We start from the raw sequence: 23,933 nt of genomic DNA, 5'->3' as shown, positions 1-23,933 counted from the left end.
TTTCGGAATTATGCCTGTGATATACTCAAATAATAGGAGACACTATGCCAAGAAAATTAACTTTATGGGCGAGCTTATCATTAGTATTAGTGACCATGATTGCCCTAACAACAACTATTTTTTATGCTATTATGATTCATGAAACCTACCAAACCATCAAGGTTCAAGAAACGCACCTCTTAACCTCAACGGGTAACATGTTAACTCAAAATGAAGAGATACAAAAAGCTCTCCTGAAAGATGAATCGAATCAAAAACTTATCACCTATTGTCAAATGGTTGCCCACAACTATGACTTGGATTATGTCGTCATTATGAATATGAAAGGGATTCGCTTAACCCACCCTAATCCTGAAAAAATTGGGAAGCCCTTCCAAGGTGGCGATGAAAAAACTGCTTTGCAGGGTCAGGAGGTTATTTCGACAGCAAAAGGCAGTTTAGGAAAATCGATCCGCTACCTCATTCCAGTTTATGATTCTCACAAAAAGCAAATTGGTGCCATTGCCGTTGGACTAACCTTAAAATCGCTAAATGAAGTCGTTAGTGACAGCAAACAAAAGTACACATCTGCTTTATTGATTTGTATTTTAATTGGTCTACTAGTGACAAGTTTCATCTCAATTCACTTAAAAAAACAATTACACAATTTAGAACCAAGTGAAATTTATCAATTACTAGAAGAACGAAATGCCATGTTGGATCAAATTGGTCACTCCGTTTTTATTATCAATAAACAGCACCAAATATCTTTAACCAATCAGTCTGCAAAAGGATTAATAGCCGACAAACTCTCTTTAACCAACATTCAAGGTAAGAAATTTGAAAGTCTTTTTCCTCAGTTTGCTCAGTTAGATATCACAAAGACACATGACCAATTGTTTCGATTTCTTGATGAGGATTATCTGATCAGCATTTCACCAATTACCGTTAAGAATGATTTACGTGGCTACCTTATTTTCCTCAGAAAAGCTGCTGATGCCATCTATACGATGGACCAATTAGTTTATACAACAACCTATGCTTCTGCCCTACAAGCTCAAACCCATAAATTCATGAATCACCTCCATGTGATTTATGGACTGGTTGATATCAATTACAACGATCAATTGAAAATTTATTTGGATAGTCTTTTAGAAGATGAAACAGATAAATTGACCAGCCTCTCTGTATTGATCAAAGAACCATTACTAGCCAGCTTTTTTATTGGGGAAGAAGAAAAATACAAGGAACAGGGTATCCATTTACATGTTGAGGTTAGCAGTGACATTCCTGCATGTCAATCACAAAGTCAGCTCAATAATGTCTTAATGATCTACCGCTATTTACACACACATCTCCTGTCTGAAATGGAAACCAAAAAAGTCATGACGACCGTCTGTTATAAAGACAATTTCCTCTATACGACTTACCATATTCTTGATGATGGCTTTAGTACCGATGACCTCAATCAGTTATTAAAAACAAGTTATTTTACACAACTTTTAATGGATACTAAGAGTTATTTTAACAACAACAGTTCAAAAGATCAGATATCATTTTCTGTCAATATACCTTATTTGGGAGCTTAACATGAATGTACTTATCATAGAAGACGATCCAATGGTTGATTTTATCCATCGCAATTATTTGGAAAAAATCAATCACTTTCAAAACATCTTATCCAGCGATTCCATTAGTGATGCTAAAGAAAAATTAGTTCAATTCTCTATTCAACTTATTTTACTGGATATTCACATCAAAGATGGCAATGGCTTAAACCTTTTAGAATATATTAGAGCTAACCATATCAATTGTGAAGTCATTATCATTTCGGCAGCTAATGACGGTAATATCATCAAAACTGGCTTTCATTTTGGTATTATTGATTACTTGATTAAACCCTTCACTTTTGACAGATTTGAAGAAAGCATCCGTCGTTTTTTTGATCACCAAAAACAATTAAATCAGATGGTTATCAAACAATCGGCCATTGATTTTCTAAAATCCCAACAAAGCAATGACAAACAAGCTATCACTAACAAGACAAATCTTCTTCTTGAAAAAGGGCTCTCGCAAGATACCTATCAACTGATTATAGATGCCATTCAGAGACTTTCCAAACCATTTACAATCCAAGATCTTACGGAAGAAACCTGCCTTTCACATGTATCAGTTCGAAAATACATTGCCTATATGGAAGAGAATAATCAATTAGTGAGTGAACAAATTTATACAAAAGTCGGTCGTCCCTACAAGGTCTACCAGATACAGTAAAAAGCCTATCCCTCAGGATAGGCTTTTTCTTATTTGCGGTACATTTTGAATTGTAAGTATAAATCATTGTATATGCCCAACCATTTATCTCCAAGATTGTCATAAACTTCAAGTTTTTTGATTGTTTCTTGATCTGGATAAAAGGCTTTATCATTTTTGACCTCTTTGGGCAAAAGTTCTTTGGCCTTATTATTTGGAGTTGCATAACCAATATACTCAGCATTTTGAGCTGCATTTTTAGGTTCATTAATAAAGTTTAAGAAAGCATATGCCTCTTTTTCATGTTTCATGGTTTTAGGCAAAACCAGATTATCAAACCAAAGATTGGATCCTTCTGACGGAACTATATAATGCAAATGGTCATTGCCATCAAGCATCTCACTTGCTTCACCAGAGAAAGTGATGCCAATAGCAGCATCTCCTTGGATCATGTAGCCCTTCATCTCATCAGCTACAATAGCTTTTATATTTGGTGTCAAGCTTTGTAACTTGTTTTCCACTTGATTCAATTGGGACATGTTCTTTGCATTCAAAGAGTAACCAAATGTATTTAAGCCAAGCCCCATAACTTCACGCGCACCATCAATTAGCATGATGTCATTTTGATATTCTGGACGCCACAAATCTTTCCAATGTCTAGGAGCTTTATCCACCATTTGATCATTGTACACAATACCAACAGTTCCCCAAAAATAAGGAATAGAATAATCATTTTTTGGATCAAAACTCTTACCCAGGAACTCTATCCCAATATTTTCCATACCTTTTAATTTAGACTTGTCCAACTTCACAAGTAAGTCTTCCTTAATCATTTTATCAATGGTATAGTCACTTGGCACAGCAATATCATAAGTTGTTCCACCTTGCTTGATTTTCGTATACATGGCTTCGTTGGAATCAAAAGTTTCATACTGAACTTGTATGCCCGTTTCCTTAGTGAATTTTTTTAGCAAAGCTGGGTCAATATAATCTCCCCAGTTATAAATGACTAATTTGTCAGATTGATTTGCCGACCCTGTCTTTTTTTGAAGGATAAAAGTCGAAGACGCCAAAATGAGGATTATGCCTAGGACGCCAGCAATAAAGGAATACAGTCTACGCATCTTTTTCCTCCTTGTCTTGTGAAATGTAATAATAGCCCAAAACTAGGACAATTGAGAAGAAAAAGACAATTGTTGACAGGGCATTAATATCTAAAGAAATACCTTGACGGGCCCGCGAATATATTTCGACCGACAGAGTCGTAAAACCGTTGCCTGTTAGGAAGAAAGTCACTGCAAAGTCATCCAAAGAATAGGTAAAGGCCATGAAATAACCTGCAATGATGCCAGGTGTCAAATAGGGTAACATGACTTCTTTCATCATTTGGAACTGACTTGCACCTAAATCATAAGCTGCATGTATCATATCTTGATTCATCTCTTTCAGCCTAGGTAAAACCATCAAAACCACAATTGGAATGGAAAAGGCGATATGACTTAATAAAACGGATGACATGCCTAATTTGAATTTTAAGGTCGTAAATAAAATTAAAAAGGAAGCTCCAATCATAACATCTGGTGAAACCATCAGGACATTATTGGTTGATAAAAGAGCATTTTGGTATTTTTGACGCGCATGATGTATATAAATGGCACCAAAAGTACCAATAACGGTTGCTAATAGGGCACTTAGGAAGGCTAATAGAAAGGTCTGAAGCAAAATGGACATCAAACGACTATCTGAAAAAAGTGTCTGGTAATGGTCAAACGTCATTCCTGTAAATTGATTCATATCCCCACCCTTATTAAAAGAATAAAAAATGAGGTAAAAAATGGGAATATAAAGCAAAGCAAAGGTAAAGGTTAAATAAAGAGTTGCAAATTTTTTCATTTTCTTCTCTCCTTTGTTAACCACATGATAAAGAGCATTGTTAATATTAAGATAACCCCTATGGTTGACCCCATTCCCCAATTTTGCGTTGTTAGGAAATGTTGCTCAATGGCAGTACCAAGTGTAATGACACGGTTCCCACCAATTAAACGGGTTAACATAAAGAGACTCAAACTTGGAATAAAGACAGATTGAACCCCTGCTCTAACACCACTCAATGATAAGGGAAAGGTTACTTTTGAAAAGGTTTGAACTTCACTAGCTCCTAAATCACGACTAGCATTTATGACATTTTGATCAATGTCATCTAATGCATTGAAAATAGGTAACATCATGAAGGGTAATTCAATATAGGATGCTACAAAAATAAAGGAGAAATCCGTAAATAGAATTTGTTGTGGTCCAATACCTATAAAACTTAGAAAAGCATTAATACCACCTTGTTGTCCAAAAATTCCCATAAAAGCATAAGCTTTAAGAAGTAAATTGACCCAAGTTGGCAAAATAATTAGCATCAACCATAATTGTTTATGTTTTAATTTGGTCAAACAGTATGCGGCTGGGTATGCAATTAATAGGGTTACAAGAGTAATAATACCCGCGTACAAAATGGAATTGAAACTCATTCTCAAATAGGTCCATGAGCTAAAAAATGTCTGATAGTTAGCCAAAGTGAGATGACCTTCAATATCAAAGAAGGATTTGTAAATGAGAAGAGCGACTGGAGCCAATACAAAAAGCACTATCCAAAGAAAATAAGGAATTGAATAAAGCTTATTGGTTTTCTTCATTTCTCTCCTCCTCAATCGCATTGAGTAGACCTTCTTCTTGTTCCTCAAGATCAACATATTCTTCAATACGAGCATCAAATTCTTCTTCTGTTTCGTTCAAACGCATAATATGAATATCTTCAGGTGAAAAATCAAGACCTATAACTTCACCTTCAATAGCTTTACGCGTTGAATGAATCATCCATTCATTGCCTAACTCATCATAAGCAATAATTTCATAGTGAACCCCTCTAAACAGTTGAGTGTCCACTTTAACTTGTAACTTACCTTCTTCAGGGAGAGTGATCTGTAGATCTTCCGGACGAATGACAACCTCTACCGGCTCATTTGGTCTCATTCCCCCGTCAACAGATTCAAAACTTTTACCATTGAAAGACACCAGATAATCTTCAATCATAGTACCGTTAATGATATTGGATTCCCCAATAAAGTTAGCGACAAAATGATTAATAGGTTCATCATAAATATCAACTGGTGTACCGGATTGAACAATTTCCCCATCATTCATGACAAAAATCCAATCACTCATCGCCAGTGCTTCTTCTTGATCATGCGTTACAAAAACAAAGGTAATGCCCAACCTCTGTTGTAATTCGCGCAATTCGTATTGCATCTCGGTCCTTAATTTTAAGTCTAGGGCTGACAAAGGTTCATCCAGTAGGACAACACGTGGTTGATTGATTATAGCACGCGCAATAGCAACACGTTGTCTTTGACCACCGGATAACTTTTCAATAGGTCTTTTTTCAAAACCTTCGAGTTGAACCATTTTTAAGGTCTCTTGGACCCTTTTTGCAATCTCATCTTTTGGTACTTTTTTTAACTTTAAGGCAAAGGCGACATTGTCAAAAACGTTCATGTGTGGGAAGAGAGCATAATTTTGGAATACTGTATGGACATCACGCTTACTAATGGGCAGGTCGTTAATGCGTTTCCCATCCAAAAAGACATCTCCACTTGTCGCGTCTAAAAGTCCAGCAATAATATTTAATATTGTTGATTTTCCTGAACCTGAAGCACCTAATAAGGTGTAAAACTTACCTTCTTCAAGGTCAAAATTGATATTTTTAAGAACAGTTGTTCCACTATCTTCGAAAACCTTTGAAACGTTTTTAAATGAAATTATAGGATTTGCCAATGGTTTTACTCCTCCCCTAGGATTTTTCTTTTTGATTGAGAGATTCTTGCTCTCCGATAATACGCACTTCCCTTTCCAGGCGAATACCTGAATTGTGTTCAACTGTTTCAATGACATGGGCAATCAAATGCTCATAGTCTTTTGCCGTACCATGATCAACATTAATCATAAAACCAGCATGTTTTTCAGAAACTTCAACGCCTCCAATACGATACCCTTTTAGGTTAGCTTCCATAATCAACTGACCTGCGAAATGACCTTCTGGACGCTTAAAAACAGATCCACAAGAAGGGTATTCAAGGGGTTGTTTCAATTGTCTTAAGTAATTTAAACGATTCATTTCTTGGGAAATTTGCTCAAAATCACCTGGCTTCAATGCGAATTTAGCAGAAATAACAATATCTCCAGACTTTTGAATAGCCGAATGACGGTAGCCAAAGGCCATTTCTCTAGCAGTCATCGTTTTAATATCACCCTCTGGTGTTAAAACTTTTGCGGACAGAAATATGTTTGCGATTTCGCCACCGTATGCTCCTGCATTCATAAAAATGGCACCACCAACACTTCCAGGAATGCCACAGGCAAATTCAAATCCCGTCAAGCTATGGAATTTAGCAACTTTTGTTGTCTCAATCAAGTTTGCACCAGCTTCTGCTTCAATGGTATAACCATCAACTGTAACCATGTTCAATTTATTAAACATGATTACAAAACCTCTGATGCCGCCATCTCTAACAATCAGATTACTAGCATTTCCTAAGACAATCCATGGGATACTATGATTGTTAGCATATTTGACAACGCGCGTTAACTCCAAACGATTTCTTGGAAATACCAAGTAGTCAGCTGGACCACCAACTTTGGTATAAGTGTATTTTTTTAAGGGTTCATTAATCCGGATATCAATACCGGCAAGTTCTTCAATCATCTTAATCTTCTTTCAAATCAATACTGTTTACAATAAAAAATCGGCATTAAGCCGACTCTATTATATCAAATTTTGTTAAAAATAACGATAATTATGAAAAGTTCTTCTCATCTGTTTGACCATACTTTTTAATACCTTGTTTATCAAGATTCCTTAAATAGTTTTTTAGAAAATCACTCTTCCCATCACTGGTTAGTTCTGGATTTATTTCAAGCAAAGGCAGTAAAACAAAAGCTCTTTCTTTCATAAAAGGATGGGGAAGTTGTAATTCTTCAGTATCAAGGTGTTGGTGACCAAATAATAAGATATCAATATCAATTGTTCTTGGGCCCCATTTTTCATGCCTTATTCTGCCAAGATCCGTTTCAATGGATTGACAATAATGGAGAAATTCGAGAGGTTCTAAACGTGTTTCTAAATAACAAGCCATATTTAAAAAATCCCCTTGATTAGTATTTCCCCAGGCAGGTGTCTCATAGATGGAAGACTTAGCCAATAAATGTGTTTCTGGCAATTGTGACAGTCGATTAAGGGCTTCCTTCAATAAATGATAACGGTCTAAAAGATTACTTCCTAAACTAAGGTACACTGCTGTCATCTTTTTCTCTCCAATACGATACCCACAGAATCATAATGACCTGGAATTGGTGGATTTTCCTTCAAAACAGAAATCTTAATAGCACTAATGCTTGGAAAATACTCAAAGAGATCTTCACATATAAAACCAGCTAGACGTTCGATGAGTGCAAAGCGTTGTGTTTCAACAATCTTTTGAACTCTTTCAAATACCTGACCATAATGGACAGTATCTTCGAGTTGGTCAGATAAAGAAGCCGCTTTTAAATCAACATCTAATTCCAAATCAAGCTTAAAAATTTGACCAATCACTTGCTCTTCAGGTAAGGCACCATGATAACCATAAAATTGACAACCATTCAATACTATTTTATCCATTTTTACCTCAATTGACCTAATACCGTAACAATGTCCTTATTTTCAGCAACATTGTGGACACGAACAATCTGACAGCCTTTGTTAATAGCAAATGCTGATAAGGCAGCTGTCCCTTTATCCCTTTCTAAGGCTATAGTCCCCCCACCTAATAAGGCATCAACAACGCGTTTCCGAGAGATGCCAAATAAGACTGGATAACCCAATTGACAAACCTGATCTAGACCCTTAAGCAAGTCAATATTTTGTTCAACGTTTTTTGCAAAGCCAAATCCTGGATCTATCCATATATTCTCTTTTGAAAGGCCTGCAGCCAAAGCTTGTTCTGCTCTTTCTTCCAAGAACTTGCAAACATCTTCCACTACATTTGTATATCTTTCCTCTTCTTGGTTATGCATCAAAATAATGGGAACCTGATATTCTGCAGCTAAATCTAACATGTGCCCATCATAAAGCCCTGCCCAAACATCATTGAGTATATCAGCTCCTGCATCAAGGGCTGCACGAGCAGTTTCTGTCTTATAAGTATCGATGCTAACTAAAACATTAAAGCGTTCCTTGATGGCTTTAACAACTGGGACAATACGGTCAATTTCATCTTTTGCAGGAACAAATTCAAAGCCTGGGCGTGTAGATTCTCCACCCACATCTATAATTTTAGCTCCTTGATCAATCATCACTCTGACTTGTTCTAATGCTTTTTCCAATTCAGTGTAAGAACCACCATCGGAAAATGAATCAGGGGTCACATTGAGAATGCCCATGATGGCAGCATTGCCTTCTACATTAAATTTACCAATTTTCATCAATTCACCTACTAATCTTTAATTAATGATAGCACATAGGCTTGTTCTTTTTTTTCTTCTGTAAAGATGCCTCTGGCCGTGGTTGTCATCGTTTTACTGCCTGGTTTTTTTATGCCTCTCATCGTCATGCACATATGCTCTGCTTCCACCATCACAAAAACGCCACGCGGATGAAGTGATTGGTCTAGGGCATCAGCAATTTGGCTAGTAAGTCGCTCTTGTAATTGAGGCTTTTTACTTGCAATTTCTACTGCTCGTGCTAATTTACTTAATCCCGTTACTTTACCATTTTGGGGGTAATAAGCAATGTGAGCTACACCATAGAAAGGAACTAAATGGTGTTCACACATTGAGTAAAAAGGAATATCTTTAACCAAAACCAGGTCATCGTAGGCCTCTGTAAATACTGCTGTAAAAGCTTCTTTAGCATCTGACTTTAAGCTTGAGAACATTTCCTCATACATTTTGGCAACTCGCTTTGGTGTCTCTAGTAAGCCTTCTCTCTGGGGATCTTCACCTATTGCTTCTAAAAGTTGGTATATTGCGTCTTCTGCTTTTTTGATATCCATCATAAATGTGATTCCTCTTTTAACTTATTACACTGACGTTTCTTTTTGCTTGAGATACTGTCTAACTTCTGAAATAAAGTAAAGTGACCCCGTGATAACATAAAAATCCTCTTCACTGTCATTATTTCGTTGAGAGAGCCATTCTCTAAAGTTGCTAACCCTTTTGTATTTTGCTGGATAATTAGCTAATTCAACTGCTCGAGGATAATCAAATTGGGTAACCTGAACATCTCCTAACTCACTTAAACAGGCAAGCATTTGATCAACGGGTTTGGTATTGATCGCTGCAAATAAGAGATGAAGTTTCTTAGAAGAATACTTTTCTTTTAAAACAGATATCAAGGCCTGAATGCTCTCATTATTATGAGCTCCATCAATCATAAGATTTGCTGCCATTAATTCTGTACGACCTAACCAATAACTCTTTTCAAGCCCCTTTTTAATGCTGTCATCACTAATATCAGGCAGTTTTTCTTTTAATAAGAGACAGGTTTGTATGGCTAATGCTGCATTTGAAACTTGATGGTCTCCGGGCATCGCCAGTTGAATTGATGTGATGAGTGTTTTACCAGACATAAAGCAATAGCCTTCAGTTTGCTTTTGCAGTTTAAAATCACTTTGGAATTCATGTATCTTACTTTGTGTCAGTTGGCATCTTTCGATAAAAGTAGCGCGTGCCTCTTCTTGATCAATGGCAAAAAGAACATGTTCTCCACCTTTGATAACCCCAGCTTTTTGACTAGCAATCTCACGATAACTCTTTCCAAGAATATCTTGGTGGTCTAAGCCAATGGATGGACAAACAACAGCAAATGCTTTAAAGACATTGGTCGAATCATATAATCCACCTAGCCCTGCTTCGATAATAGCAATATCAACGGGATTGATTTCCACAAAATAATAAAACATGATGACTGTAATAATTTCAAATTCAGTTATTGAACCTAAATCAGTTTCCAAAAACAATTCTTCCGTTATAGGTTTAATTTTGTCACAAATGGAAACCAGATCTTCTTTTGAAATCATTTGACCATTGATACTAATTCGCTCCCTAAAATCCATGATAAAGGGTGAAGTAAAGGTACCCACTTTGTAACTCGATTCCGTTAACATATGCTGGATATTGTTAACGGTCGATCCTTTTCCATTAGTTCCAACGACATGGATGCCAAAAATCTTTTCTTGTGGATTACCTAACTTGTCTAAAACCCAAAGAACTCTTTTCAATCCTGGTCTAATACCAAATTTTAACTGACCATGTATCCAATCTAATGCTTCTTGATAATTCATATTGCCTCACTTAATAAAATAGCACTCACTATACCATAAGTAATATTATAGCATGTGAGTACTATTTTTTATGAATTTCTTTTCTAAAAAAGAACTTGCAAGCCTTTTTCGTCAATTTGCAATCTTTCCAATAGACCATCTAAAGACAAATCAGTCAATTCTTGGAAAATGCCTTCAACTTTTTCGTGTGGGCATAAAATCATCACTGTTGGACCAGCACCAGATAAATAGGTGGCGTAAGCACCAGATTTCTTTGAAATCTGTTTGATGCTATGAAATTCTTTGACTAAGCGTTGACGATAAAGTTCATGGAACAAGTCATTTTCAATTGCCCGACCAGCTTTCTCCATGTCCCCTTTTAATAGAGCAGCAATTGCTAAATTTGCGATTGAGGATGCAGCCACTGCTTGCTTATAGGAAAGGTGTTTGGGTAAAGCGTCACGCGAATCTGACGTTTTTAGCTCATAGTTAGGAATAAATGCTAATAAACTTGCTTCTGGGAAAGGTGCCCTAATATAATCCAATTGGTTATCTAATTGAGATGCTATCACCAGTTGACCAAAAATGGCAGGTGCTACGTTATCTGGGTGCCCTTCAATTTCAGTTGCAATGGCAAACTTACGATCCATACTCAATTCTAGCTTAGCTAACTGATTTGCCAATTCAATACCAGCAACAATCACTGAAGAAGAAGACCCCAGCCCCCTTGCAAGAGGAATATCAGATCGCATCAGAATATGATGTGGTTTGATGTCGGGTGCTAAGCGCAAAGCTGTTTGAATTAACAAATTATGATGATCACTTGGAACATTTTCCAGAGTGTGTTCAACATACCAATCGTCTCTTTCTTCTAGAACTTCGATTTCTAAATATTTAGTTACGGCAATTCCAACAGAATCAAAACCTGGACCTAAATTTGCTGAAGTTGCAGGCACTTTAATAATCATTTTACTCTCCTAAAACTTTGAAAACATTTAACAATTTGAATTCTTGATCATCTGCCAATGCCTGTAATAAATTATCCAATTGAATTTGGTTCATCATATGGGTAATAATGACCAAACGTGCTCGACCTGCATTAGCTTTTTGTTGTAAGATTTGTTGGAAAGAAGCCTCTTGATCATTAAAGATGCTTGCTAAACGCAGTAATTGACCTTTTTGGTCAGGTGTCTCGATAGCGAAATAATAATGACTGGTTCTATCTGATTTATCAGCTAGGCGAGCTTCTCTCTTGAATTCATTAAAGGGTTTACCAACAGTCTTATCTTTCAAACGTTGTCCAATCCGAATGATATCAGCCATAACTGATGTTGCAGTTGGCTTTTGACCTGCTCCAGGGCCATAGAACATGGCTTGTCCAATACCTATTGATTCGACAAAAACAGCATTCATCACACCATTCACGCTAGCTAGTGGGTGCTCTTTAGGGATAAAAGTTGGGGAAACTTCTGCTGAAATGCCCGATTCTTTTTCTTCCACAGAACCAATTAATTTGACGACATAACCCAGTTGTTGCGCCAAAGCAACATCATCAGGAGTAATCGTTGAAATACCTTGGTGTCTAACTTCTTCAAAATCTATTGTTGTTCCAAAAGCAAATTGGCTTAAGATAGCCACTTTATATGCCGCATCAATCCCTTCAACATCATTTGTAGGGTCACTTTCAGCATAGCCCAATGCTTGTGCCTTAGACAATGCTTCCTCATAGGACCAACCTTCTTCAACCATCTTAGTCATCATATAGTTAGAGGTACCGTTTAAGACCCCTAGAACACGCGTAATTTTATCTGACGTAAATGAATTTGCTAAGGTTCTCAAAATAGGAATGCCACCTGCCACTGCTGCTTCGTAATAAAAAGCCTGGTTACGTGCTTCAGCAAACCCTCTAATTTCAGATCCATGCAATGCAATCAAATCCTTATTGGCTGTAACAACATGTTTTCCAGCTTCGAGAGCTTTTAAAATAAAGGTTTTGGCAGGCTCAATACGGCCCATAAGTTCAACAACAATTTGACAATCAGGATCTGACACTATGGCATCAATAGAAGTTACAAAATCATAGTGATAGCCTTTGTCTAGCAATCGTTGTTTTTCATTTTCATCACGCACTAAAACTTTTGAGATTTGAATGTCCGTTCCTAGCGCTGCTGTCATTTTTTTACCATTTTCCTCTAATAAAAAAGGAATTCCACTGGCAACTGTTCCAAAACCAAGTAATGCTATTTTTAGTGACATACATTTCTCCTTACTGACACAATCTTTCTTTACAGTGATATCTTTTTGATATTTGCATTATTATACCAGATTTTTTTCAAATTTTACAGAAGATTGACAATCATTATTTGTTATTTTTAGAGAGAAATTTAATGCCCATTTTATTTTTAAAATGTTATAATACAACTATCACTTTATGAGGTAACTAACATGCGCCGGCAAAAAAAACAACAAAAGAAAATCATTCCCCTTTTTCTAATCCTGTTATTTTCAACACTCTTGCTCTTTACAGGATTTTTATTCAAAAAAGAACTCCAAGCAAAACTTTTACCTTCTCAAAACAGAACTGAGACTGTCAATAAGTCTAACAAGGTTTCAAAAAATACCACTAATCAGGCCAAAAAAAGGCAATCTCTTTCCAATGATTCTCAAACTTGGATCAAAAAAACTAGTCCTGTTAAAGTTCCTATTTTAATGTACCACGCTATCCATGTTATGGCTCCTGAGGAAGCAGCAAATGCCAATTTAATTGTTGCACCCGACCTTTTCGAAAGTCAAATCAAAGCCTTGAAGGAAGCTGGTTACTACTTCCTAACACCTGAAGAAACTTACCGTGTTCTTACTAAAAACGAAGTTCCATCCGAAAAAATAGTCTGGTTGACTTTTGACGATAGCATGATTGATTTTTATCATGTAGCTTATCCAATTCTAAAAAAATACAATGCCAAGGCTACAAATAATGTCATCACTGGTTTAACAGAAAAAGCAAGTGTGGCTAATTTGACAGTCCCTCAAATGAAAGAGATGAAAGAACATGGCATGTCCTTCCAAGACCATACTGTTAATCATCCTGACTTATCACAACAAGATTCTGCCACACAAGAACTTGAAATGAAAGATTCTATGGTTTACCTTAACCAAGAACTCGATCAAAGGACGATAGCTATTGCCTATCCGGCCGGTCGTTATAATGAGACAACACTTGATATCGCAAAACAGTTAGACTATCAATTAGGTTTAACAACAAATGAAGGACTAGCCAGTGCTGATGATGGTTTACTTTCGCTTAACAGAGTTCGTATCTTACCCAATACCAGTGCCGAAATCCTGTTATCGCAAATTAAGATACCATAAGAAAATGTCTTCTGAAGTTTTTCAGAAGACATTTTTTTAGATAAATAATTGCATGTTGGCTTGTTCACTATCTCCAATAAATGTTGCGACTCCTCCATACTCAACAAAATCAAAGAGTTCCTCTTTTTCAATCCCCATTAAATCCATTGACATGGTGCATGCCACAAATTTTACGCCAAGTTCATGAGCTTGTTGAATCATTTCTGGAAGAGCGTCAACGTTTTTGTCTTTCATGATTTTCTTAATCATTTTTTGTCCGGCACCGCCCATATTCATTTTAGACAATGGCAATTGATTAGCACTCTTAGGCAACATTATGTCAAATAGCTTTGCCATTCCCTTTTTCTTAACCGGTTCCTTCTTGAGAATAGAGAGTCCCCAGAAGGTAAAGAAGATGGTGACAGGTTTACCAAAAGATGCCGCTCCCGTAGCTATGATCATCGAAGCAATAGCCTTGTCAAAGTCACCACTGAAAACAACCATTGTGGCACCATTTTTGGTTTCTTGAAGGACCCCTTCTTGAGGCATTAAACTTTTCTGAGCTACTTCTTGACCACGACCTTTTTTCAAAGTTGCAATGACCTTATTGTTTTCAATTTTATTGTCTAGGATAGTATTTCCGGTATTAGCAGCCCAATTTTCAACATCTGCTGAAAAACCAAAGTCACTGGCTTCTACTTTTAAGACTTGGCCATCTTGCATCTTATCCATAGCTTGTTTGACTTTTAAGATGGGGCCAGGACATTGAAGGCCACAAGCATCCAATGTCATCATTTCTTGATTAATTGACTGAGAATGATTATTGGTTTTGATATCCTCTAAAGGGTCAACGAAGTCTTCTTTTTTCACATAGAACTCCTTCAATTGATAATTAGCATGTTTATAGGTCTTGTAACCACCATCTAAATTTTTAGCGGAAAATCCAGCTTGTTCTAAAACACGGGTAGCATTATAACCTCGTTGACCAACTTGGCAATAGACATAAATGGTCTTGTCTTTCGGTAGTTCCCCTAAACGGTCTCGCAGTTGATTGAGTGGAATCTGAACGGACCCCTCAATTGTTCCTGTTGTTAATTCAAAGTCTTCACGGACATCTAAAAAGAAGGCATTTTTTTCTTTAAGCTCTTCAATGTCTGACCATTGGAATGTCTCAAGCTTACCAGACATCACGTTATCTGCAACATAACCTAGCATGTTTACTGGATCTTTTGCTGATGAATAAGGTGGGGCATAAGCTAATTCTACAGCTGCCAATTGATCAGCTCTTGCCCCAAATTTAATAGCGGTAGCTATGACGTCAATTCGTTTTTCAACCCCTTCTGTTCCTACAGCTTGAGCACCAAGAATCTGACCCTCTTTTCCAAAAAGTAATTTAAGGGCAATTGGTGAGGCACCAGGGTAATAACCTGCGTGAGAATTTGGATGGATATGAATGGCATTGTATTCAATCTTATTCATTTTGAGTTGGCGTTCGCTATTTCCTGTTGAGGCTGCCGTTAATTCAAAGATTTTTGCGACAGATGTCCCTTGAGTTCCAGGATAAGCTGTATCTATGCCATTAATCACATCTGCCACTATACGTCCTTGTCGATTTGCTGGCCAAGCTAGTGGAATATTAGTTGGTTTTCCAGTAATGGTATCCACTACTTCAATTACATCACCGATAGCATAAATATGCTCTGCCGAGGTTTGCAGATTAGGAGTTACTTTGATAGCCCCTTTATAGCCTAGTTCTAAGCCTGCATTTTCAGCTAGTGTGTTTTCTGGAAGAACACCAATTGATAAAATGGTCATATCAGTCGCTAGAGATTTGCCACTATTCAACAATAGGAGGTTTCCCTGATCAACAATTTTTGATAAGCCATCATTCAAAATAAGGTTAACACCATGCATATTGATTTGAGCATGTAATTGTTGTGCCATTTCAAAGTCAAGTGATGGCATAACTTGTGGTGCCATTTCAATCACATTAACTGATAAGCCTAATTCGACTAGGTTTTCCATCATTTCTAATCCAATAAAACCACCACCAATAACTGTTGCCGTTTGAACATGATGTTCAGCAATATAAGCTTTAATCAAATCCATATCTGGAATGTTTCTTAAGGTAAAAACATTGTTTGCCGTTTCAAAGCCCGGAATGTTTGGTTTGATTGCCTTGGCTCCAGTCGAGATGATCAGTTCATCAAAAGACTCTACATATTCTTCTTGTCTTTTATAATCATATACAGTTACTGTTTTGGCATCTTTATCAATAGACTTTACTTCTGAAAAGTTTCGAATGTCAATTCCATACTGTGCACTCATTCCTTCAACTGTCTGAAGCAATAAATTGTCACGTTCCTTGATGCTACCACCAATATGGTAGGGGAGGCCACAATTAGCAAAAGAAATATATTCCCCTTTTTCAAATAAAATAATCTGATCTTCTTCATTTAAACGACGTAATCTGGTTGCTGCAGTCGCTCCCCCTGCAACGCCACCAATGATAAGAATTTTTTTAGCCATAAGAACTCCTTAAGTTTTTCTATAGCTTATTATATACCCTATAAGGTATTTTGTAAAGTTAAAACTTATTCCTCCATTATAGTAGTTGCAGAATTTCTAAAATCTATTTTTTGTCCACTTTCTTTAAGATGTTCTAGATGAAAATCGTACTGGCTTGAAAAGGTTAGCGAATAGAGAATGTCAAGTAAGACATGCACAGAAATATTAGTGGTGAAGTTCCCGATTTTTGAAAATAATTTTTCACGTGTCGTCATTGGTAAAAAAAGATCGACCTCTTGCGATAATTGGTTATTTCCAATACTTGTTATGCCAATAGTTTTGATCTTGGCTTTTTTTGCAATTAAAACAATATCAAGGATTGGTTGTGTTTCACCAGATGTTGAAATAAAAATGGCTATGGCATTTGGCATCATATTATGGGCAACATAACGCTCTTCGCCAAGTGTTGTTGCGATATGAACGGTTTTACCAATTCGCCTCATTTTAAGGGCGAAATCCTCTGCTAAAATGATATTGGCACTTTGAGCAAAAATATAAATCATCTCAGCTTGACTCAGCAATTTCTTAGCTTTAGATAATTGATCGTAGTGTAATAAGCTGATTAAATCATCTATTGTAGCCTTTTCTAAAATACCAATTTTTTTAGCAATCGACATGGGATTGTCTAGTGCGGAAAAGGGAATATTACTATCAACTTTGGTAAAACTTCTAGTCAAATAATCATGTTCCGCTAAATAGGCTTTTTTAAAATCAACCCAACCTTTAAAGCCGAGCTTTTTAGCAATCCTAACCAATGTTGATGGTTGGGTATAAGTCTTTTTGGCAATAGCTTGAACACTTAAATTTTCAAGCACTTCCACTTCTCTCAGGATAAATGCTACCGTTACAGCTTCTGCTGGTGAAAAAGGATAAGTCTCCAACTCTTCTTTAATTAACATCTGCTACCCTCCTTTTGAACTCACTCCTAGAGTAACAAATTTATTTACAAAAGGCATTTAAAAAATGAAAATATTTGTAAAAAAAATTTCAAGTCTTCAAGGATATCTTGTTTCTCAGCGAATATAGATTATACTCTGGTTATAAGATGAAATGACATAAGGAGGAAATCATGCTTAAAATTGCAACTATTGGTGGAGGCAGCAGCTATACCCCAGAACTTATGGAAGGATTTATCAAACGTTATGAAGAATTTCCTGTAACAGATATCTGGTTAGTTGATGTCGAGGAAGGAAAAGAAAAGCAGGAAATTGTTGGTGCCATGGCTCAGCGCATGTGGGATGCTAGTCCCTATGATGTTACCGTTCATTTGACGCTTGATCGTGAGGAAGCCCTTAAAGACGCTGATTTTGTAACCACTCAATTTCGTGTGGGGCAATTAAATGCGAGAATTAAAGATGAAAGAATTCCTCTATCTTATGGCATGTTGGGGCAAGAAACAAATGGCCCTGGGGGTATATTCAAAGCCTTTCGTACCATTCCAGTAATTCTTGATATTGTTGAAGATATGAAGCGCCTCTGTCCTGATGCTTGGTTGATTAACTTTGCCAACCCTTCAGGTATGGTCACCGAAGCCGTACTGCGTTATGGTAAGTGGGAAAAAGTTATGGGACTATGTAATCTACCCGTAATGGCCAAAAAAGTGGAGGCCAAAGTTCTGGAAATGTCTGAGGAGGACCTCATCTACAAATTTGCAGGTTTAAACCATTTTCACTGGCACAGAGTCGCTGATAACAAAGGACAGGACTTGACCATGTCCTTAATTGATAAATTGTATGAAGATGACAATCACCTACCAAAAAACATTTTTGATGTTCCATTCTTCAAAGAACAATTAGAACAGATGAAGATGATTCCTTGTGGTTATCACAATTACTATTACCGTTTTGAGGAAATGTTGGCACATGGCATCAAGGAGTATGAGACTATCGGAACACGTGCAGAGCAAGTTTTTGCCTTAGAGGAAAGCCTTTTTGACCTCTATCGTGATCCAGAACTCAATTACAAACCCAAAGAATTAGAAGAACGTGGCGGTGCCCATTATTCTGATGCTGCTTGCGAAACCATTGCATCAATCTATAGTAACAAAAATACGGAAATGGTCGTTTCAACGCGCAATAATGGTGCCCTAACCGACTTGCCAGCAGATTGTGCTGTAGAAGTCACAGCAGCAATCGGTGCAGCTGGTGCTCGAAATGTAGCCTTTGGTCATTTACCAACCGCTGAAAAGGGCTGGTTACAAGTCATGAAAGCCACGGAACTCTTAACTATTGATGCTGCTGTCACAGGGGATTATGGAACTGCTTTACAAGCATTCACCATCAATCCCTTAATCCCATCAGGGGAAAGCGCCAAAAATGTGTTGAACGAACTCCTTCTTGCACACAAAAAACACCTTCCACAATTCTCCAAAAAAATAGCCCAATTGGAAAAAGAAGGTATTCAAATCAAAGATCCAAAAGTCAGAAAAATGTGTCAGGAAGAAAGCACTAAACAAGCATAGATAGATTAAGTCATTAGAGCTTTGACATTTGGTTCGATCATAAAAAACCTCACTACAATAATGTAGTGAGGTTTTACTGTGCTTATCAACTCTATTATTTAAGAGTAACAATAACACAAGTTACTCTGTTGGCGATATAATAGGCTTTTTAGCCTTTACTCAGAGTTTGGCAGGAATTTTGGCATAAAATGGAATCTAGTCCTGCACTAATTACATTTTGAGTGATTTCTTCTGATACTGTTTTATCTAATGCATTAAACCAGTGACTATATGTATTCAAAGTTGTAGATTTATCAGCATGTCCCATTCGTCTTGCTACATATAAAATGTCCTTCTGCAAAACATTTATAAGATAGGAAGCATGGCTATGTCTCAAACCTTTTCCTGTTATCACCGGTACTCCAACTTCTTGAGCTTTTCTCTTGATAATTCGACAGATTGTTGATTTACAAAACGGTTCACCAAATCGTGAAATGATGTAATCTGTATCTTGATTGGAAACTTGATTTTTTCGCCAGTTTTCCAATACTGATATTGTCACATCATCTAATTCAACTAGGCGCTCTCCTGCTGGTGTTTTGGTTTGGTCTTTGCGATACCAATTTCCATTTTCATCCTTTTCCAAGGTTGTATGAACCTTCAAGAATTTGTGTTCGAAATCGACATCTTCCCACCATAACGATAAACCTTCACTCACACGAACACCTGTCATATAATATAACCAAATAGTTGTAAACCACTGTAATTCTTCATAATCTTGCAAATCAAATGATTTAATAAAGTTCTGAAACTCAATATAAGTCCAAAATGGTGTATCAGGGTGCTTGCCTCTAGGATTATCTAACGCCTTACATGGCATAGTTGAAATATATCCTAATCTCTCAGCATAACCCATGCATGCCTTAAATCGTGACCATAAATTCTTCGCGTAGTTTTCAGAGTAATGTTCAATGATATGTAATCTAAAAGATTCACAATCTCTAGCTGTTATCCCTTTTAAAGGTTTGGAGCCAAAATACTGAATAAATAACTTGTGATGTGGCAAAGCAGTTTTATAAGTTACAGCTTGAACCTTTTGCTTATAGGCTCTTAGATAAATGCTATTCATGTAACTTTCAAATGTTATATTGTAATTTTCAATACTAAGATTATTATTAAACTCATACCTAATTCGGACCAGTTCATCATACGCTTCTTTCATTGTACTAAATGGCTTACCATACTGATTCTTTCTAGCTTTCTTTTGAACTCGTTTACCTGTTACAGGGTCAACACCAAGATCAGCTTGATAAAATATTTTACCATTCTTATCACAATAAACACCTTTGTATTTTTTTTGATTTTTTGTAGTCATCTTTAATTCTCACTTTCTAAACTTTCTTCAGAGAGTGAAATTCCGATTAACTCTTCTACAATATCTTTAGGAGCAATACCAAGTCTTCTATTGTCAAAGGGCGATTTACTTAATTGTACCGCATTATGGTCAACATTGCGAGCTTCTTCAAACTTTTTTACTGCTATTCTTTTTGCTTCTTTAATGATATTTCTTGCCGTATGTTCCGGAAAACCAATATTCATCAAGTTTTTATATGTTACTGTTTTCATACCTCCACTCCTGTCAAAAAAATTACTTCCTCCGTGGGTATGATTGGTTAAATCGTGCATGGGCATCTCACCCGCTGTCCTTTTACGATGGCAGCCTGAACGTTCAGAAGTATCATTGTCCTTATTTGTGGTCATGGCAGATAGAGAACCACTCTATTTTATAGCTAATAATTTTCGCTCCTATCACGGCGTATCTCACTAAATTGCTCGACAAATAAGAAAGTCCCACCTCGGTTTATTCAATTGTCAATGAACAAATCAAGGAGAGACTATTTTATTTTTTGTTTAATTCTTTGAGGACAGTCTGATAGTCCAAGAATATAATCCGTACTAACGTTATAGAGTGCAGAGAGTTTTATAAGTATTTCAGCTGTAAGAACTATCTCACCTCTCTCAATCTTTGCATAATTTGTGGAAGAGAACGATAGTTTTTCAGCTACAAATTTCTGAGTGAAGTCATTGTCTTCTCTCAAGTCCCTTATACGTTGGTACATATAGCTTTCTCCTATGAAAAGTATAGAATACTTTTAGAAGAAAACTTGGAAATTGTCATAATATGACAGCTGATATATTACCTCAATATTACTGAAGTTTATTGATAAAATTTAAATCAATAAATCATAATTTCATGATATAAGTAAAAATATTAAAGTAAATATTATTAAGCTAATTGCCAAATTCATTAACAAATTTCAATTGTAAATGCTTTGCGAGATACTTCGCCTTTTTCAACATAAGTGACATGAGTTTTATCGATAAAGTTGTCCGTTTCTGTCAAAGAGGTAGATAAGCCACTCCACGGTTCCAGAGCAATAAATGGTCCTTTATTGGTTGTTGTCCAAACAACTAAGAAAGGAAAATCTTCAAATGATACCTTTAATCCTTTTTGATGATTTTTGGTTTTCAAAGCAACCTTTCGAGATTTAAGGTTATCAAACGTCAACGCATCATGTTTAAACAGTTCATAATTCAAGTCTAAAATTCTTGTTTTAGATAGCATTGGTTGACGTTTTGAAAAATCAAGAAGTCCCGTCTCTGGGAAACTTTCTGGAATCGTGCAATCTTCTTCCAATTCGAATTCTAGGTAATAGTCATCAAATGCTTCATCCTCTAATAATGGACAATTAAATCCTGGATGGCCTCCAATAAAGAATGGCATCGCATCTAACTCACCTAAATATCGAATTGCATATTCTGTTTCCAACCTCTTACCATCCAAGCGGTAGGTTAGTTGGAGTTCAAATGGAAATGGGTATTGCTTTAACATCTCGTCGTCAGATAAAATACGAAACTGTATCTCATTTTCGGTATGTTTTACTAAATCAAAAGTGCGTTTTCTGACAATCCCATGGCGAGGCATGGATCCAGAAATTGTTTTTTCACCAACCTGAAAAGTGGCCCCATCATTTCTTAGACTACCACAGATAGGAAAGAGAACTGGTGCCTGACCACCCCAGTACTCTGGATTACCTTGCCAAAGATATTCCACACCATCTCGATCTTTAATCGAACTGATGGTCGCCCCCTCTGGTTTAAATTCAACCGTTAATTCATCATTTTTTAATTTCATTAGTTGATTCCCCAATTATACTCTATGATTGCTGAAAAGGCATATAGTCCATTTCATATCTAACATTCCCTTTTAACGAACCTTCTAAGAGATTGTTAAACAATGTTTTGAAGTCATCCCATTCTAAATCTGAATGACAAATCCATTCTCCTCCAGTAGAGACATACCATTTCCCTAGAGATTTTAAAACATTCTGATCGATGTATAGAATATATGGACATTTTTCAAAATTAACAATATAAACTTTTTCATAGGCAGAAGTTAAAACACCGTCTGTCACTCTTTTTAATGTTTTAAACATAGGTACACACTTTCATAGTAAGGATTAATCAATGACTTGAGTTTCAGCAACTTTCTTGTACCAATGCGCTGATTTTTTAGGATAACGTTCTTGTGTCTCAAAATCAACATAGAAGAGACCGTAACGTTTCTCATATCCATTTGACCATGAGAAAACATCCATCAGAGACCAGATAAAGTATCCTTTAACGTTAGCACCATCTGAAATCGCATCAGAAATCACTTCCAAATGTTTTTTCACGTAGTCAATACGACCATCATCATAAACTGTTCCGTCTACAAATTCATCCTTATAACCAAGACCATTTTCAGTAATGTAAATCTTTTTATAATTAGGATAGTCTGCTTTTACCCGCATAATTTGATCATATAGACCTTGAGGATAAATAATCCAATCCCAATCTGTTTTCGGAACATTTACTGGTGCTTCTCTTCTACCAACACCTTTAATTTGGTATTTGGAACTTCCTTTTTCACCTTTACCGTTATGAATGATTTCAGTCTCACCATCAAAAGCTTGCATCCAATCACTCATGTAGTAGTTAATTCCAAGGAAATCATTCAAATCTTTAGCCGCTTCGAGAATAGAAAAGTCTTCTTCACGAAGATCTAGTTCACCTCCGTTTGCTGCTAAAATGTGCTGAACGCCTTCCATTGTCTTCTCAGAATAACGGCCAAGGTAAGTCGCATCCAAGATAAATTTGTTGTGAATAATATCTTCTAATTCTGCAGCACGCACGTCATCTGGATTAGCTGGATCATAAGGGTATTTAGTTGGTAGAGCATGAACGACACCGATTTCTCCTTTGTAACCTTTATCTTTATAAAGCTTAACTGCACGTGCATGGGAAACCATCATATTATGATGAGATTGGAAGACCTTTGCCAAATCATATTGGATACCTGGAGGGAACTTACCAACTAAGTATTGCCCGTCACCGATAGGTCCAATTTCATTGAAGGTAGTCCAGTAGTTCACTTCCGGAAACTCTTCGAAACAGAAGGCAGCATAGGCAACAAAATGGTCAATATTGTCACGATTTAAAAAATCACCGTTTGAATGCAAGGCTTCTGGTGTATCAAAATGATGCAAGGTAACGAATGGTTCTACACCACGCTTATGACATTCTGCAAATAAATTATGATAGTACTCAACTCCTTTGCGATTGACCTCACCATATCCAGTAGGGAATACACGAGACCAAGCAATCGAAATACGGATTCCATTGACATCGTATTCTTCAGCCAGCTTTAAGTCGACAGGATAACGATTATAAAAATCACTTGCAGGTTCTGCTGTGTACCAATAATTGTCTTCTAAATATTTATCCCATGCAACCGGGCCTTTACCATCTGTTTTAGTTGCTCCTTCTGCCTGGTAAGCTGCTGTTGCTCCACCGAAAATAAAGTCTTTTGGTAATGTTTTAGTCATTTCAATTCCTCTTTCTAATGAAAAAAAGAAAGGGAAGAGCAGATTATTCTCGGATAAGCTACTCCGTTAATC

24 protein-coding genes are annotated in these 23,933 nt (G+C 36.6%); 4 read left to right on the top strand and 20 right to left on the bottom strand.

From position 1 onward, the window contains the following. Positions 1-44 precede the first annotated feature (44 nt). Positions 45-1,568 (top strand): Spo0B domain-containing protein, encoded by a 1,524-nt coding sequence (locus DQM95_RS04565; protein WP_037592244.1) that lies wholly within the window; start codon positions 45-47, stop codon positions 1,566-1,568. A gap of 1 nt (position 1,569) precedes the next feature. Beyond that, on the top strand, positions 1,570-2,253 hold the full coding sequence (locus tag DQM95_RS04560) for a response regulator (RefSeq protein ID WP_012658330.1): 684 nt from the start codon (positions 1,570-1,572) through the stop codon (positions 2,251-2,253). 29 nt (positions 2,254-2,282) lie between these two features. Here DQM95_RS04560 and DQM95_RS04555 read toward each other — a convergent pair whose 3' ends face one another. The 12 genes from DQM95_RS04555 to DQM95_RS04500 all read right to left on the bottom strand — a co-directional run bounded on the left by DQM95_RS04555 (position 2,283) and on the right by DQM95_RS04500 (position 12,833). Continuing rightward, complete coding sequence (locus tag DQM95_RS04555; protein WP_037592245.1) at positions 2,283-3,356, bottom strand: ABC transporter substrate-binding protein; 1,074 nt, start codon at positions 3,354-3,356, stop codon at positions 2,283-2,285. Then, entirely contained in the window at positions 3,349-4,125 is a 777-nt protein-coding gene (locus tag DQM95_RS04550) for an ABC transporter permease (RefSeq protein ID WP_012658328.1), read from the bottom strand. The genes DQM95_RS04555 and DQM95_RS04550 overlap by 8 nt, the downstream gene beginning before the upstream one ends. Further along, positions 4,122-4,916: an ABC transporter permease gene (locus DQM95_RS04545; RefSeq protein ID WP_012658327.1), complete on the bottom strand. Its 795-nt coding sequence runs from the start codon at positions 4,914-4,916 to the stop codon at positions 4,122-4,124. The genes DQM95_RS04550 and DQM95_RS04545 overlap by 4 nt, the downstream gene beginning before the upstream one ends. Continuing rightward, on the bottom strand, positions 4,900-6,054 hold the full coding sequence (locus tag DQM95_RS04540) for an ABC transporter ATP-binding protein (protein ID WP_037592246.1): 1,155 nt from the start codon (positions 6,052-6,054) through the stop codon (positions 4,900-4,902). The genes DQM95_RS04545 and DQM95_RS04540 overlap by 17 nt, the downstream gene beginning before the upstream one ends. Before the next feature lie 16 nt (positions 6,055-6,070). After that, positions 6,071-6,982, bottom strand: a complete 912-nt coding sequence (murB, locus tag DQM95_RS04535) for a UDP-N-acetylmuramate dehydrogenase (RefSeq protein WP_037592247.1) — start codon at positions 6,980-6,982, stop codon at positions 6,071-6,073. A gap of 91 nt (positions 6,983-7,073) precedes the next feature. Further along, positions 7,074-7,580 carry a 2-amino-4-hydroxy-6-hydroxymethyldihydropteridine diphosphokinase gene (gene folK / locus DQM95_RS04530; RefSeq protein WP_111685955.1) on the bottom strand — a complete coding sequence of 169 codons (507 nt, stop codon included), beginning with the start codon at positions 7,578-7,580 and terminating at the stop codon, positions 7,074-7,076. Beyond that, on the bottom strand, positions 7,577-7,936 hold the full coding sequence (gene folB / locus DQM95_RS04525) for a dihydroneopterin aldolase (RefSeq protein WP_037592248.1): 360 nt from the start codon (positions 7,934-7,936) through the stop codon (positions 7,577-7,579). The genes folK and folB overlap by 4 nt, the downstream gene beginning before the upstream one ends. 2 nt (positions 7,937-7,938) lie before the next feature. Beyond that, on the bottom strand, positions 7,939-8,739 hold the full coding sequence (folP, locus tag DQM95_RS04520; protein WP_111685954.1) for a dihydropteroate synthase: 801 nt from the start codon (positions 8,737-8,739) through the stop codon (positions 7,939-7,941). A gap of 11 nt (positions 8,740-8,750) precedes the next feature. Next, positions 8,751-9,311, bottom strand: coding sequence for a GTP cyclohydrolase I FolE (gene folE / locus DQM95_RS04515; protein WP_111685953.1), 561 nt, complete (start codon positions 9,309-9,311; stop codon positions 8,751-8,753). A 24-nt stretch (positions 9,312-9,335) separates the two neighbouring features. Continuing rightward, complete coding sequence (locus DQM95_RS04510) at positions 9,336-10,598, bottom strand: bifunctional folylpolyglutamate synthase/dihydrofolate synthase (RefSeq protein ID WP_111685952.1); 1,263 nt, start codon at positions 10,596-10,598, stop codon at positions 9,336-9,338. 83 nt (positions 10,599-10,681) lie between these two features. After that, a complete protein-coding gene (gene thrB / locus DQM95_RS04505; RefSeq protein ID WP_012658319.1) occupies positions 10,682-11,545 on the bottom strand; it encodes a homoserine kinase in 864 nt (287 codons plus the stop codon). A 1-nt stretch (position 11,546) separates the two neighbouring features. Continuing rightward, on the bottom strand, positions 11,547-12,833 hold the full coding sequence (locus DQM95_RS04500) for a homoserine dehydrogenase (RefSeq protein ID WP_037592249.1): 1,287 nt from the start codon (positions 12,831-12,833) through the stop codon (positions 11,547-11,549). A gap of 189 nt (positions 12,834-13,022) precedes the next feature. On the opposite strand from DQM95_RS04500, the gene DQM95_RS04495 reads away from it, so the two are divergent. Next, positions 13,023-13,946 (top strand): polysaccharide deacetylase family protein, encoded by a 924-nt coding sequence (locus tag DQM95_RS04495; RefSeq protein WP_037592250.1) that lies wholly within the window; start codon positions 13,023-13,025, stop codon positions 13,944-13,946. 36 nt (positions 13,947-13,982) lie between these two features. Here the strand turns inward: DQM95_RS04495 and DQM95_RS04490 are convergent, their stop codons facing one another. Both DQM95_RS04490 and DQM95_RS04485 read right to left on the bottom strand, forming a co-directional pair. Then, positions 13,983-16,454 (bottom strand): FAD-dependent oxidoreductase, encoded by a 2,472-nt coding sequence (locus DQM95_RS04490; RefSeq protein WP_111685951.1) that lies wholly within the window; start codon positions 16,452-16,454, stop codon positions 13,983-13,985. A gap of 65 nt (positions 16,455-16,519) precedes the next feature. Next, complete coding sequence (locus DQM95_RS04485; RefSeq protein ID WP_037592251.1) at positions 16,520-17,392, bottom strand: MurR/RpiR family transcriptional regulator; 873 nt, start codon at positions 17,390-17,392, stop codon at positions 16,520-16,522. 170 nt (positions 17,393-17,562) lie between these two features. Between DQM95_RS04485 and DQM95_RS04480 the strand changes: the two genes are divergently transcribed. Next, positions 17,563-18,954, top strand: coding sequence for a 6-phospho-beta-glucosidase (locus tag DQM95_RS04480; RefSeq protein ID WP_037592252.1), 1,392 nt, complete (start codon positions 17,563-17,565; stop codon positions 18,952-18,954). 148 nt (positions 18,955-19,102) lie between these two features. Here the strand turns inward: DQM95_RS04480 and DQM95_RS04475 are convergent, their stop codons facing one another. From DQM95_RS04475 to lacG, 6 genes are all read right to left on the bottom strand, one after another. Next, a complete protein-coding gene (locus DQM95_RS04475) occupies positions 19,103-20,308 on the bottom strand; it encodes a tyrosine-type recombinase/integrase (protein WP_037592253.1) in 1,206 nt (401 codons plus the stop codon). Positions 20,309-20,310: 2 nt separating this feature from the next. Beyond that, positions 20,311-20,559 carry a DUF3173 family protein gene (locus tag DQM95_RS04470; RefSeq protein ID WP_037592254.1) on the bottom strand — a complete coding sequence of 83 codons (249 nt, stop codon included), beginning with the start codon at positions 20,557-20,559 and terminating at the stop codon, positions 20,311-20,313. A gap of 269 nt (positions 20,560-20,828) precedes the next feature. Beyond that, on the bottom strand, positions 20,829-21,053 hold the full coding sequence (locus DQM95_RS04465) for a helix-turn-helix domain-containing protein (RefSeq protein ID WP_037592255.1): 225 nt from the start codon (positions 21,051-21,053) through the stop codon (positions 20,829-20,831). A 188-nt stretch (positions 21,054-21,241) separates the two neighbouring features. Next, positions 21,242-22,129, bottom strand: coding sequence for an aldose 1-epimerase family protein (locus DQM95_RS04460; protein WP_000769127.1), 888 nt, complete (start codon positions 22,127-22,129; stop codon positions 21,242-21,244). A gap of 22 nt (positions 22,130-22,151) precedes the next feature. Next, positions 22,152-22,430 (bottom strand): DUF3884 family protein, encoded by a 279-nt coding sequence (locus tag DQM95_RS04455; RefSeq protein ID WP_037592256.1) that lies wholly within the window; start codon positions 22,428-22,430, stop codon positions 22,152-22,154. Between the two features lie 24 nt (positions 22,431-22,454). Next, a complete protein-coding gene (gene lacG / locus DQM95_RS04450) occupies positions 22,455-23,861 on the bottom strand; it encodes a 6-phospho-beta-galactosidase (protein WP_037592257.1) in 1,407 nt (468 codons plus the stop codon). Positions 23,862-23,933: the final 72 nt, after the last annotated feature.

Source organism: Streptococcus uberis, from assembly GCF_900475595.1.
GTDB lineage: Bacteria > Bacillota > Bacilli > Lactobacillales > Streptococcaceae > Streptococcus > Streptococcus uberis.
The sequence above is the reverse complement of the archived record's forward strand: the minus strand, read 5'-3'. Positions and strand labels throughout refer to the sequence as shown.